Origin of the sequence: Paucibacter sp. KCTC 42545 (genome assembly GCF_001477625.1) — a bacterium.
Classification (GTDB): Bacteria; Pseudomonadota; Gammaproteobacteria; order Burkholderiales; family Burkholderiaceae_C; genus Paucibacter_A.
The window spans coordinates 3,075,639-3,088,745 of sequence record NZ_CP013692.1 but is presented as its reverse complement, the minus strand read 5'-3'; the positions used below and the strand labels follow the sequence as shown (position 1 = coordinate 3,088,745).

7 protein-coding genes and 1 tRNA gene are annotated in these 13,107 nt (G+C 64.7%); 1 reads left to right on the top strand and 7 read right to left on the bottom strand.

What is annotated here, in order from left to right; all coding sequences use genetic code 11:
* Nucleotides 1-39 precede the first annotated feature (39 nt).
* Nucleotides 40-1,647, top strand: coding sequence for an ABC transporter permease (locus tag AT984_RS13375; protein WP_058720509.1), 1,608 nt, complete (start codon nt 40-42; stop codon nt 1,645-1,647).
* Nucleotides 1,648-1,877: 230 nt separating this feature from the next.
* Here AT984_RS13375 and AT984_RS13370 read toward each other — a convergent pair.
* The 7 genes from AT984_RS13370 to AT984_RS13340 form a co-directional block, all read right to left on the bottom strand.
* Nucleotides 1,878-1,952: transfer RNA gene (locus tag AT984_RS13370), tRNA-Arg, on the bottom strand.
* 71 nt (nt 1,953-2,023) lie between these two features.
* On the bottom strand, nt 2,024-6,289 hold the full coding sequence (locus AT984_RS13365) for a translocation/assembly module TamB domain-containing protein (protein WP_058720508.1): 4,266 nt from the start codon (nt 6,287-6,289) through the stop codon (nt 2,024-2,026).
* A 2-nt stretch (nt 6,290-6,291) separates the two neighbouring features.
* Complete coding sequence (locus tag AT984_RS13360) at nt 6,292-8,391, bottom strand: autotransporter assembly complex protein TamA (RefSeq protein ID WP_058720507.1); 2,100 nt, start codon at nt 8,389-8,391, stop codon at nt 6,292-6,294.
* Nucleotides 8,388-9,569: a vWA domain-containing protein gene (locus tag AT984_RS13355; RefSeq protein WP_058720506.1), complete on the bottom strand. Its 1,182-nt coding sequence runs from the start codon at nt 9,567-9,569 to the stop codon at nt 8,388-8,390. Before AT984_RS13355 ends, AT984_RS13360 begins: the two co-directional genes overlap by 4 nt.
* A gap of 151 nt (nt 9,570-9,720) precedes the next feature.
* Nucleotides 9,721-11,811, bottom strand: coding sequence for a S9 family peptidase (locus AT984_RS13350; protein ID WP_082680012.1), 2,091 nt, complete (start codon nt 11,809-11,811; stop codon nt 9,721-9,723).
* Between the two features lie 121 nt (nt 11,812-11,932).
* The gene (locus AT984_RS13345) at nt 11,933-12,172 is read right to left on the bottom strand and encodes a hypothetical protein (protein WP_058720505.1); all 240 of its coding nucleotides are present in this window, start codon (nt 12,170-12,172) and stop codon (nt 11,933-11,935) included.
* 5 nt (nt 12,173-12,177) lie between these two features.
* Nucleotides 12,178-13,032 (bottom strand): AAA family ATPase, encoded by an 855-nt coding sequence (locus tag AT984_RS13340; RefSeq protein ID WP_058720504.1) that lies wholly within the window; start codon nt 13,030-13,032, stop codon nt 12,178-12,180.
* Nucleotides 13,033-13,107 lie beyond the last annotated feature (75 nt).

The window sequence follows — 13,107 nt, the reverse complement described above, 5'->3', positions numbered from 1 at the left end:
CGCATTGTTCGCGTTTGTTTGTTTTGTTTGACGAAGCGCATGCTGCGACTGATTACCCTTATTTGCCTGACGCTGGCGCTGCCGGTGCTGGGCGTTCTTGGCTCCTGGCTGGCCTTGGACGCGGCCGCTTGGGCCCTGCTTCAACATCAGCTCAGCACCGTGCTGGCGGGCTACGCCTGGGCCTCTTTGCTGCTGTGCCTGGGCGTGGGCGCCGGGGTGCTGCTGCTGGGCGGGGCCACGGCAGTGGCGGTGAGCTTGTTTGATTTCCCGGGCCGGCGGGTGTTTGAGTGGGCTTTGCTCTTGCCCATGGCCATGCCGGCTTATGTGGCGGCCTATGCCTATACCGACGCCTTGCAGTACAGCGGCATGCTGCAGACCCTGCTGCGTGACTGGACCGGCCTGCAAGGCGCCCTGTGGCCCGATGTGCGCAGCCTGCCCGGCGCCATCGTTCTGTTCGTGCTCTGCCTCTACCCCTACGTCTATCTGCTGACGCGTACCGCCTTGGCCGAGCGCGCTGTTGGCTTGATGGAAACGGCCCGCCTGCTTGGCGCGGGCAGCTGGCGGCGGGTGCGCGAGGTGGCTTTGCCGCTGGCGCGCCCGGCCCTGGCTGCGGGCCTGGCGCTGGCCTTGATGGAAACCTTGGCGGATTACGGTGTGGGTGCCTATTTCGGCCTGACGACCTTTACCACCGGCATCTACAAAGCCTGGCTGGTGATGAATGACCGCATGGCGGCGGCCCAGCTCGCCTCGGTGCTGCTTTTGGTGGTGGGGGCCTTGCTGTGGCTGGAGCGGCGCTCGCAAGCCCGCCTGCGTTTCGGTGCCAGCCGCAGCGGCGCTCAGCACGCTGCTGAGGCCCGCGCCATGCGCTTGCGCGGCGCTGCAGCGGCTGGCGCCGTTTTGCTGTGCGCCTTGCCGATCTTGCTGGGCTTTGTATTCCCGCTGCTGGCCTTGCTCAAGCTGATGTGGCTGGAAGCGCGCTACGGCGAATTCGGCCTGCCGCTGCTGCGCTTTGTCGATTGGTCGCTGACCAGCTTGAAGCTGGCCGGCATTGCTTCGCTGCTGGCCGTGAGCCTGGCCCTGGCCTTGGCCTTTGCCACCCGCATCGGTGGCGGTGGCCCGCTGCTGAAGGGTGCCACCCGCGTGGTGGCCTTGGGCTACGCCGTGCCCGGCGCGGTGATCGCCGTGGGCATCTTGCTACCCCTGGGTTGGTTGCAGACCCATGCGCCGGAGCTGGGCCTAACCTCCATCGTGACCGGCACCATCACCGGCCTGATCTATGCCTACCTGGTGCGCTTCTCTGGCGTGGCCTTGCAGTCCATCGAGTCGGGCTATTCGCGCATCTCGCCCAATGTGGACGAAACCGCCCGCCTGCTGGGCGCCAGCCGGGCCCGCCTGCTGATTGAGTTGCACGCGCCGCTGCTGGCCCGCTCGGCCCTGGCCGCCGCCTTGCTGGTGTTTGTGGATGTGATGAAGGAACTGCCCGCCACCCTGGTGCTGCGACCCTTCAACAGCGATACCTTGGCGGTGGTGGCTTATCAATTGGCCCGCGATGAGCGCCTGGGCGAGGCCGCATTGCCGTCGCTGGCGATTGTGTTGGTTGGCCTGGTGCCGGTGGTGATGTTGTCTCGGGCGCTGCGCAAGCGCTGAAGCAAGGCCTGGGCGCGGGCAGATGCGCCAGGCTGTCTTTCCAACTCACACCCAAGAGTCCACCGGACAGACGGGCTTGGTTGTGGGCGCGGGCAGATGAACCTGGCTGATCTTCCAACTCAAACCCAAGGGTCCACCGGACAGACGGGCTTGGTTATGGGCGCGGGCAGATGAACCCGGCTGATCTTCCAACTCAAATCCAAGAGTCCACCGGACTCTTGGACTTGAGTTGGTCCCTCCGACAGGAATCGAACCTGTATTTGCCGCTTAGGAGGCGGCCGTTCTATCCATTGAACTACGGAGAGACAGTCCCTGTGCCGCGTGGCTCAGGGCGGGCCGGATTCTCGCATGAGTTCGGCCGCGTTCGTTCTCACGATCACTCCCACTTCCACTGCCAGATCAGGTCCAGCGCGTTCTCATCGCCCGATTGGGCGCGCAGGGTGAAGCGCTGTGCAGCCCGGTAGATCAGCTGCCAGACGCCGGTGGTGGCATTGAGCCCGCGCTCGTAGCCCACATACCAGCGCTCCGACAAATTCTTGCCCACCCGCACCACGGTGCCTTTGAAGTCGCTACCCTTGCCGTCGAATGACAGCTCATCCAGGCCCACGGTCTTCATCACCTTGGTGGTGACGCCTTCGCCGTCGCCGGCCAGCAGGGCCAGGGCGGCGCTTTGCAGCATGGCGGCGTCGTTGCCCTCCACCTGGTCGGGCGCGCGGCCCAGCAGCAGCCAGGAGAGTTTGGCGCTCTCGGGCATCTCGGGGTCGGAGTAGAGCTTGATGCGCGGCGACTGCGCGGTGCCGGTCACGGTGACGCCGACTTGCACATCGTCATTGGCACTGCTGTTGAGCTTGTTGGGCCGCAGGGCCAGCACGTCCAGGCGCGGGTTGTCCGGCGTGCCGGTGAAGGTGATCAGGCCTTTTTCGACCGTGAGCTTTTGGCCATAGGCGTCGAAGCTGCCCTTGACCGCCTTGATCTGGCCGTTCAGCGCCGGGCCGCTGGCGGCTTGGGTCAACACCAGCTTGCCGGCCAGCAAAGTGTCGAGGCCGTGGCCGCGCACGCGCAGCTTTTGCCCCAGGTCGATGTCGAGCTTGACCTTGACGCTGCGTTTGGTCGTGGCCTTGTCGGCGACCTGCGGGGCGGCCTTGGCCGGGCGGCGCACCTTCACATCGTCATCCAATTCGGGCGCGTTATTGCGGGAGAAATCGAACAGGCCTTCCTCCACATCCAGCTGGCCGGTCAAATCAAAGGACTTGGGGTCGGTCAGCATTTGCAGCTGGCCGTTGACCGACAAGCGCCGATCGACCCGACGCAGCAGCGCGAACTTGTTCGCCTTGACCTGCAACTCAGCATGCGGCTTGGCGCCCAGCTGCATGAGGCCGGCGGCGCTCAACTCGCCGCCACCGGCGCGCAGCTTGAAGGTTTCCAGCTGGGCCTTGCCGCCGCTCAGCGTCAGGCGTAACTCGCCTTCGTTGACGTCCACGCCCAGCAAGGGGTTGCGCAGGGACAGCTTCTCGGCGCTGGCCAGGCCGGTGATTTCAGGCGCACCCAGGCGGCCACCGAAGCTGGCGCTGGCCAAGAAGCTGCCACCGACGCGCCAACCGGCCGGCAGCAAAGCGCCCCAGGTGTTGAGATTGGTCACCTGGGCTTCCAGCACCCCTTGCAGCTGCGAGTTGGGGCCGGGCCAGAGCTGGCCATCCGTGTTGCGCGCCGTCAGCGCCCCAGCTAGCGCGCCGCCGGGCACGCTCGCTGCCGCCTGCGTCAAATGCCACAGGCCCGGGCTGCCGATCAGGCCGACCCGCAGATCGGTGAGCTGCAGCATTTGCGTGCCGTTGTCGTCGGTGACGCTGAGGTCACCGCGGCTGCGCTCCAGCGCGATGTCCACCTGCAGTTTGGGCTGGCTGCTGATGCGGGCATAGCCGGCCACCACCAGGTCGCCGCCCCAGCCGAAGTCGGGCTGCCAGCGCGCCAGCAGGGGCGCCACCGCCAGCGGTTCGATGTTCAGGTCGAGCGCGATCTGCTGCTCTCCGGCCCAACTCATTTGCTGCCAGCGCAGGCCGGCGCCCAGCAGGTCCAGGCGGCCGGGTTTGAGTTCGGCCTGTTTGAGCTGACCCAGCGCCGCGAAGCTGACCTGGCCGCTTAAATTTTGTGCCTGCAGCCAGGGTGCCAGCGCGCTGTCTTGCGGCCGGGCCAGCAACTTGCCGCCGCTGAATTGCCAGCGCCCGCCATCGCGCCAGAGCTTGAGCGGGGCGGCGTCCAGGCCGGCTTGCAATTCCAGCTTGATGGGGCCGCGGGCGATCAGGTTCTTGGGCTGGTCGGGCGGGATCAGGGCCGCCGGCACTTTGCCCTCGACGCTGCCGTCAAGCAGCAGGCTGTGCTGCGCCCAAGTGCCCTTGAGTTGCAGGCTGGCCTGCGGCAGAGCGAAGCCCTGGCTGGAAAACTTCTGCAGGCTGAGCTGGGCCGATTGCGGCTGCGTCAAGCCGCTGCTGAGCGCCCATTGCAGCTGCGCGCCGCCCAGCTCGGTCAAGCCTGCCGCATCGCCTTGCGGGCCGGTGATGTTTTGCAACTGCAGGCCGCTGCCGCGCAAATCGGCCTCAGTGTGCCAGGCCCAGGCCGGTGCGACTGATTTGGCTGACTTCGCATTGCTGCTGCCGGGTTCGGGCTGCAGTTGCAGGCTCACATTGCCCAACAAACTGCCACTCAGCCGGGCGCCAGGCAAGAAGCTGGCCAGCAAAGCCTGTGCGGAATTCAGCTGGCTGGCGTTGATATTGAGCTTGGCCTGCAGCTGCTCCGCCGCGGACAGGCTGGCTTCGCCGCGCAGCTGATTCGGGCCGGCTTGCAGCTCCAGCATGGCCTTGGGCGTGCCCGCAGCCTGGCGTTCGTAATTCAACAAGCCGCTCAGAACGGGGCCGCTCGGATTGCTGGTTTGCACTTGCAAGGCCGCCGTGCCTTGCGGAGCCATTTGCAGCGGGCCGGCCTTGGCGGTACTGGGGCCGGCCTGCAAATTGGCGTCGAGCTTGAGGTCCAGGGCTTGCGCTTTTTGCTGCCAGGCACTGCCGGGCAGACCGGCCACAAAGCGGCGCAGATCCGGGGCATGGCCCTTGGCTTGCGTCTTGAGCTGCCAGCCTTGCTGCAGGCTGAAGGCCTGCTTGAGCTTGAGTTCGCCGCTGCCGGTCAGTTCACTCAGACCCACTTTGAGCGCGAAGCTGGGCAGCGTGACCATTTGGCGGCTCAGTTGCGCCTGCAGTTGGAGACTCAGCGGCAGATTGGGCTCGGCCAATGGCTTGCGGGCCAGCCATTGGCCCTTGAGCTGGGCGTTCAGATTGAGTTGCGGGTCGGCGCCGGCCTGGTTCAGCTGATTGATGGCCTGGCGGGTGCTCAGCTCGATGCGGCCATTGGCCTGCAAGCCTTGCAAGCGCGTGTCCAGCCCTTCGCCGCGCAGTTGCTCCAGAGCGATGGCAAGCTTGACGCCTTGGGCCGCGCTGCTATTGCCGACCAGGTTCAGGCGCCCGGCTGGCTGGCTAGCGCTGCCCAGCGCCAAGTCCAGGGTTTTGATTTGCAAAGCCGCCGGGTCAGCCGGCTGGAAGCTCAGGTCCAGCTTGAGGCTGCGCAGCGGCAGCAGGGCCTGGTTCCAGGTGCCCGCCGCGGCATTGCTGAGCTGGGCCTGCACGGCCAGGGTCTGCGCTGCATTCGCATCGCCAGCGGCCTGGGCTCGTAGGGTGGCCGAGCCCGTCAGTGCGGTGCGCGGCACGCCGGACAGCAAGGCCGCCAGATCCAAAGCCTTGGCATCCAGCTGCAAAGACTGCAGCGGCCAGGCGGCGAAAGCTTGCACCTGCGCGTGGGCCTGCAGTTGCTGGGCTTGCGCGCTCAGCTGGCCTTGCAGCTGAAACTGCTGCAGCGGGCCTTTAGCCATCACTTGCGCACTCCAGGCGGGCAGGCCGTCCTCGGTGGCCGCGGCTTGCAGCTGCAGCTGCGCGTCCAGCGGCAGCGTGCCCTGGCTGCCCAGGGTCAGTTGGCCGGAGGCCTGCATCAAGTCCCAGGCCAGGTGATGCAGGGTGAGCTGGTGTTGCTGACCTTGGGCCGCGCTGATGTCCAGGCTGGCGCGCAAATCGCGCAGGGGCTTGTCGCCCAGCTCCGGGCTGTGAATGCTGCCAATGCTCAGCTCGCGTACATGCAGGCCCAGGGGGCTGAGTAGGGAGGTCGGTGCTTGCGTGGGCTCGGTGCTGGGGGCCAGGGCCAGCGTGAGGCGCTCGACATGCAAGCGCTGCAAGCTGATGTCGGCCCACAGCGCGGGGCTGCGGTTCCAGGCCAGCTGCAGACCTTGCCAGCGCAAGCCTTGCAATTCGATTTGATCGCTGCCGCCGGGCAGGGTGTAGCGCAAGCGCTTGGCCGAAAACTCACCGCTCAGGCTGCCTTGGACTTGCTCAACGGCAAGACCTGGTACCAGATTCAGCAACTGCTGCGTGCCCGGCTCGGTGGCCACCGCCCACCAGCCGGTGATGCCCACCGCGCACAGCAGCACCGGCAGGGCCAACATACCGGGCAAGAGGGCGCGGCTGCGTGGCTTCTTGGCCTTGATCGGCGCCGGCGCCGGGGCAGGTGCCTGGGCTTGGCCTTGCGCTTGGGGCTCGGGAGTCTCGTTCATGCTCACAGTGCGATGCCCACGCTGAAGTGCAAACGCCATTTGCCGGTGGCGTGCGCATGGGCGTAATCCAGGCGCAGGGTGCCGAGCGGGCTGCGGTAGCGCAGGCCCAGGCCGCTGGCCAGGGTGGGGCGCAGCTCGGCCCAGTTCATGGCGGTGTGGCCGGCGTCCACAAAGGCGGCGCCCATCAGATCCGGCAAGGTGGCTGTGAAGGCGTGCGCCAGCTCGATGCTGCCGGTCCACATCACTTTGCCGCCGGTGGGGTTGCCGTTGGCATCCACCGGGCCCAGGTCATGCAGGCCATAGCCGCGCACCGAGTCGTCACCACCGGCGCGGTAGCGCAGGGCTTCAGGCAGACCGACCTGCGGCTGCGCGTAGACCTGTGACCAGTTCGTGCGCGCGTTGCCGAACCAGCCGCCCGGCAAGGGCTTGTAGCCGTGCAGCACCAATTCGCTGCGACCGAAGGCGCCGCTGCTGGCGACCGAGTTGTCGGCCCGGCCCAGGCCCAGCAGCAGGCTGGCGGTATAGCCGTCGCTGGGCTTGAGCGTGCTGTCCACACGTCGCCGAGTCCATTGGATATTGGCCGAAATCGCGCCGCTGCTGACTACTTGCTGCGGGTCGGTTTCGCGGGCGCGCAGCACTTCAAGAAAATAGATGCGGTCGTCTTGCAGGGTCTCACGCAAACGGCCCAGGCGGGCGCGCACATTGATGGTGACCTTCTCGCCCTCGGGCACGCGCTCGGCGAAGAGGGCGGCGAGGTCGCGCTGCATATCGGTGCGCGGATGCGAGCTCAACTCCCAGTCCAGCCAGGGGTTTTTCTGGCTGACATTGAGCTTGATGCGCGAGCGCATATTCAGGCCCAGCGGTTTGCGGTGGGTGTAGTCCAGGCCCAAGCGCGGACCGTCGCCGGTGCTGAAACCCAGGCTGGCGGTGAGTTGCTGGCGCGGCGCCTCGCGCACATCCACCCACACCGGCGCCAGCGTCGGCCCGCCGGCTTCGGGGCGGATGCTGACGGTGGCGTTGTCGAACAAGGTGGTCTTGATCAGGCGCTCTTGAAAATCAAGCAGCGCGCGTTCGGTATAGGGCTCGCCGACTTGATAGCCGGCCAGGCGCTCGACCACCTCGCGTGGCTGATTCTTCAGGCCCTGGATGCGCAAGTCGCCCAGGCGATAGAGCGGGCCGCTGTCCATCACCAGGCTCAGCTCGGCGTTGTTGCGCTCGGCGTCGATGTCGGCGCTGGAGCTTTCCAGCTTCGCTTGCGGATAGCCCTGGGCGCGGGCCTGGGTCAGCAGGGCCGACTTGGCGGAGGACCAATCGCCTTGAACAAAGGCCTGGCCTTCTTTCAAACGCCAGTTCTGTTGCAGGGTTTGGCGCACGCGCTCGGCTTGGGCCTCTTTCGCTTGATTGGCGGCTTGCTCGGCGGCTGAAAGGGGGGCTGGCGGGGTAGTTGAAGGCGCTGCGCCTTGGTTGGTCGATTGTTCGGCTGCCCCCGTGCTTGTCACTGTGGTGGATGCTGTGCTGGATGCCGCGGTGGATGGGACCGAAGCGGCGGGGCTGGCGGGGTTGGTGGTGGCGTCGCTGCTCTCGTCCGGGTTGACTGCAGATGTGTCGGCTGCAGGCGGCTCAACAAGGCCGGCGGCCACCTCGCCGCGGAAGCTCAGCTTGAGCTTGCCTACCGTGGTGCGCGGGCCTGGGGTGACGCTGACGGTGACGACGATAGGTGTCTGGCTGGTGTCGCGCGTGGCTTCCACCTGGGCATTGAAATAGCCTTGTGTCTCCAGCAAGGCTTGGGCTTGCTCGGGCGCGGCCTTGGTCAGTCGGGCCAGTTCCTGGCTGCCCAGGCGCTGATCTTCCGGCGCATTGCGAAAGCGTGCCAGGTCCAGATGCTCGGACAGCATGTCGCGCAGCGTGGCATCGGGTGCCAGCACCACCAGCTTGTACTCGGCCACCAGGCGACCTTGCGCCTGCTGACCGGGGACCAGCGCACCGAGCGCGGCTTTGGCCTCGCTGATGGGATTGCCGAATTGCTTGGTGAAGCTGGCGCAGCCGCTCAGCAATGCGACACACAGGCCCAGGCCAGCGGCGCGCCAGGGCGCCAAGCTCATTTGCTGAGCAAACGCATGGCGGCTTCCAGCCCGACCAGAGACAGAGGGAACATGCGCTGATGCATGAGTTGCTGAATCAGGGCCACGCTCTGGCGGTACTGCCATACGCCCTGCGGTTCGGGATTGATCCATGCGTACTTCGGGAAGGCATTGGCCAGGCGTTGCAGCCATTCGGCCCCGGCTTCTTCGTTGTTGTATTCGACGCTGCCGCCGGGCTGAAGGATTTCGTAAGGGCTCATCGTCGCATCGCCGACGAAGATCAGTTTGTAGTCGCGGTTGTACTTGCGGATGATGTCCCAGGTGGAGGTCTTCTCGGCAAAGCGGCGGCGGTTGTTCTTCCAGACGAAGTCGTAGACGCAGTTGTGAAAGTAGAAAAACTCGAGGTGCTTGAACTCGGTCTTGGCGGCCGAGAACAACTCCTCCACGCGGTGGATATGCTCGTCCATGGTGCCGCCCACATCCATCAACAAGAGCACTTTGACCTTGTTGTGGCGTTCCGGGATCATGCGGATGTCCAGCATGCCGGCATTGGCGGCGGTTTTGTGGATGGTGTTATCCAGATCGAGCTCAAGCTCGGAGCCTTCGCGGGCGAAGCGGCGCAGCCGGCGCAGGGCGACCTTGATATTGCGGGTGCCCAGCTCCAACTGGTCGTCGTAGTCTTTGTAGGCGCGCTGCTCCCACACTTTGACGGCGCTCTTGTTGCGGCTGGCGCCGCCAATGCGTATGCCTTGCGGGTTGTAGCCGCTATTGCCGAAGGGGCTGGTGCCGCCGGTGCCTATCCATTTGTTGCCGCCTTCGTGGCGCTCTTTTTGCTCCTCGAAGCGCTTCTTGAGCGTGTCCATCAACTCCTGCCAGCCCATCTTCTCGATGGCGGCTTTTTGCTCTGGCGTCAGCTCCAGCTCCAGGTGCTTGCGCAGCCATTCCAGGGGCACGTCTTTACTGAAGTCGGTGAGCAGCTCCACGCCCTTGAAGTAGGCCGCGAAGGCGCGGTCGAACTTGTCGTAATGGGCTTCGTCCTTGACCAGGGTGGTGCGGGCTAGGAAATAGAAATCCTCGGTCGAGGGCGGGCCATCGGCGCCGATCACGCCCGCCTGCAAGCCTTCGAGCAGGCTGAGAAATTCCCGCACGGAAACCGGCAGCTTGGCAGCGCGCAAGGTGTAGAAGAATTTGATCAGCATGGGGGCGGGGAGACAGGGCTGAGTCCGATTATCCACAGGGCGGCCCTGGCTCGCACTCTGGCCTCAATGGCTGGGTTTTTGGCTCGGTATTTCGCTTGGCTTTTAGGCATGGCCGGCCGCCGGGGCAAAGCCCGGCAGGCGCGCTCCGGATTCAGTTCTTGGCCTTGCGGGCCTTGGCTGCTTTGTCACTCTTTCCAGGCTTCTCGGCCTTCGTTGCCTTTGCAGCCTTGCTTGGCTTGGCGCCAGCACCCGCCACCGAGTCATGGCTTTTTAGCCAGTCAAAAAACTCGCCGTACCAAAGCCGGCTGTTCTGCGGTTGCAAGATCCAGTGGTTTTCGTCCGGGAACCACAGCAGGCGCGCATCCACATTCCGGGCCTTGAGGGTGTTGTAGTAGGCCAGGCCTTGCGCATCCGGCACGCGGTAGTCCTTGGCGCCGTGAATCACCAAGGTGGGCGTTTGCATGTGTTGGGCAAAGCTGTGCGGGCTTTGCGAGGCGATCTTGGCGGGATCGTTCCAATACCAAGCGCCCAATTCCTTGGCATGCCAAGCGTAGGCATCGTCGGCGAACATGGCTTGCCAGTCGTAGCAGCCGGCATGGCAGACATAGGCTTGGTAGCGCCCTGCAGGCACATGGCCATTCATCCAGGCCACCATATAGCCGCCGTAGCTGCCGCCGGTGGCGAAGATGCGGTGCGCATCGACCCAGGGCTGCTGGAGCAGATAGTCGGTGCCGGCTTCGACGTCTTGCAATTCCAACTCGCCCCAGCGGTGGGTGATGGCGTCCTTGAAGGCGTAGCCGAAGCTCGATGAGCCGTGGTAGTTGACGCAGGCGACGATATAGCCCTGCGCGGCAAACGCCTGATGGTTCCAGCGCCAATGCCAGGAATCACCGAAAGCGGTATGCGGGCCGCCGTGGATCACCTGCATCACCGGGTATTGCTTGCTGGCATCGAAGTCCGGCGGGTAGACCAGCCACATCTGCACCGGGTCGTTCTGCGCGCCCTGAACGATCACTTCTTCGTGGCGTGAAAAGCGGTAGTCGGCCAGGCGCTTGTCATTGAACTGCTCGATGCGCTGGGTTTGGCCGTCAGCGTTGAGCACCGTGATGCGGGTGGGGTGTTGAACACTGTCGTGCGCCAGCACCAGCGTGCCGTTGGCCTGGGCGAAGGCGGTGATATTGCCGCCTTCGACGATGCGCTGAACTTTCTGGCCAGGCAGATCGAAATGCCACAGATGGCGGCGGCCGCGCTCTTCGGAGGTGAAGAGCAGGCTCAGATCGTCTTCGGCCCAGCTCAAGGGGGCGTCGACCTCATGGTCCCAGTCTTCCGACACCACGGCCCAGGCGCCATGTGTGTCCAGCACCGCCAGCTGCGACGGCATATTGTGCTTTTGGCCTTGGTGGCTGGCGACAAAGGCCAGGTGCTGGCCGGCATGGCTGTAGCGCGGCGCTTGCAGATGCCAGTCCGGCTCTTGCAACAAGGTTCTGATCTTGCGGCTCTTGACCTCCACCTCGCCCAGGGCAAAGCGGCTATCTAAACGCTTCTCTGCGGCGGGGTCGAAGGCGAAGACGATGCGCCGGCCATCGGGTGAGATGTCGAAGCAGTCTTCATCGGCCTCGGTCCAGCTCAGGCTGATGTCGCTGCCTTCGAACAAGTCCTGCGTCTTGCCGCTGGCCACGTCAATGACGTGGAGGTGCGGCACCCGGCCTTGCGGAATATGGTGGTCCCAGAAGCGGTAGAGCGCCTCTGAGGTGGCGTAGGCCGTGGTCTTGCGGGCCTTGAAGTCGGTCAGGGCTTGCGCTTGCGCCTTGGCGCCTTTCAGCGCTGGCCAGACCCAGGAGATGAAGGCGATGTGGCGCCCGTCCGGAAACCATTTGAAGGCTTCCACCCCGGTGGCGACAGAACCCAAGCGGCGTGCTTCGCCGCCATCGGGTGCGATCAGGTAGAGCTGTGCTTCTTCGTCCTTGCTGCCTTCTTGTTCGCGCCGGGCGATGAAGGCGATTTGCTCACCGCTGGGGCTCCACTGCGGGCTGCCATCTTTCTCACCGGCCGAGGTCAGCCGGCGCGGCTCGCCGCCCAGGGTGGACAGCAGATAAAGGTGGTTGGCCCCCTTGTTCTTGTCCATGTCGTAGCTGCTGACGCTGACCACCGCCTGCGCGCCATCGGGCGACAAGCTGGGCGCGCCGACGCGCTCAAGTTGCCACAGGGCTTCGACATTGAAGGGCTGATTCTTCTTGCTCATCGTGCTGAGATCCTTGAGGTGCGCGAAGGGGCGCCGCTGTGGGCTGTTGCGGGTCGGTACGGGTGGGACCAACCTTCCGCGCTTAAACGGCTGGACGGCAGAGGGCCGAGCGGCCCGCTGCTCAGGACTTGTTTTGACGCAGGCGCCAACGCGCCAGCAGTTCCCGGCAAATCAGGCGGCCCAGGCCGCAGCCGGCCAGGATGAAGAGCAGGCCGGTGATCTCCTTCACGCCCCAGGCGCTGGAGCTGACGAAGTCAAAGCCCAGCGTCAAGCCAAGCTGCCAGCCCAGCAGGGCGCCGAGCACAAAGCCGATCGCGTCGGCCACGCCCTCGTGCAGGGCATTTTTCAAAGGTGCGCCCATGGTTTTTAGCGGTTATGGCGTTGCATGAAGACCAGTTTCTCGAACAGCGTCAGGTCTTGCTCGTTCTTCAATAGCGCGCCGACCAGCGGCGGCACGGTGACCGAGGCGTCCTGGGTCAGCAGCGATTCGGTGGGGATGTCTTCGGCCACCAGCAGCTTGAGCCAGTCCAGCAGCTCCGAGGTGCTGGGCTTTTTCTTCAGGCCCGGCAGATTGCGCACCTCGAAGAAGGTCTTCAGCGCGGCGGCCAGCAGCTCTTTCTTGAGGCCGGGGAAGTGCACATCGACGATGCTTTGCATGGTCGCAGCATCCGGGAACTTGATGTAGTGGAAGAAGCAGCGGCGCAAGAAGGCGTCCGGCAGTTCCTTCTCGTTATTGGAAGTGATGAAGACCAGCGGGCGGTGCTTGGCCTTGATCAGCTGGCGGGTTTCGTAGACATAGAACTCCATCCGGTCGATCTCGCGCAGCAAGTCGTTGGGGAATTCGATGTCGGCTTTGTCGATCTCGTCGATCAGCAGGGCCACCGGCTGATCGGCTTCAAAAGCTTGCCAGAGCACGCCTTTGACGATGTAGTTCTCGATGTTGCGGACTTTCTCCGAACCTTCGATGCCGGCCAGCTGGCTGTCGCGCAAGCGGCTCACCGCGTCGTACTCATAAAGCCCTTGCTGGGCTTTGGTGGTGGACTTGATGTGCCATTGCAACAGGGGCATACCCAGGGAGCGCGCCACCTCTTCTGCAAGCATAGTCTTGCCGGTGCCGGGTTCGCCCTTTACCAGCAGGGGCCGCTGCAGTTTTGCTGCGGCGTTGACAGCCAGCATTAAATCTGGGGTGGCGATATATTGATCCGAGCCTTCAAATTTCATGTTGTATGTCAAGAATTGGGTTGTGTAATTTCAGTATAAGGCGCGCCCTATAATCGGCGCCGACCTCAGATCAAG

What these genes read in the sequence shown, in the direction of transcription:
- AT984_RS13345 (WP_058720505.1), bottom strand. Translation starts at nt 12,172, where the DNA reads ATGGGCGCACCTTTGAAAAATGCCCTGCACGAGGGCGTGGCCGACGCG.
- AT984_RS13350 (WP_082680012.1), bottom strand. Translation starts at nt 11,811, where the DNA reads ATGAGCAAGAAGAATCAGCCCTTCAATGTCGAAGCCCTGTGGCAACTT.
- AT984_RS13355 (WP_058720506.1), bottom strand. Translation starts at nt 9,569, where the DNA reads ATGCTGATCAAATTCTTCTACACCTTGCGCGCTGCCAAGCTGCCGGTT.
- AT984_RS13375 (WP_058720509.1), top strand. Translation starts at nt 40, where the DNA reads ATGCTGCGACTGATTACCCTTATTTGCCTGACGCTGGCGCTGCCGGTG.
- AT984_RS13340 (WP_058720504.1), bottom strand. Translation starts at nt 13,032, where the DNA reads ATGAAATTTGAAGGCTCGGATCAATATATCGCCACCCCAGATTTAATG.
- AT984_RS13365 (WP_058720508.1), bottom strand. Translation starts at nt 6,289, where the DNA reads ATGAACGAGACTCCCGAGCCCCAAGCGCAAGGCCAAGCCCAGGCACCT.
- AT984_RS13360 (WP_058720507.1), bottom strand. Translation starts at nt 8,391, where the DNA reads ATGAGCTTGGCGCCCTGGCGCGCCGCTGGCCTGGGCCTGTGTGTCGCA.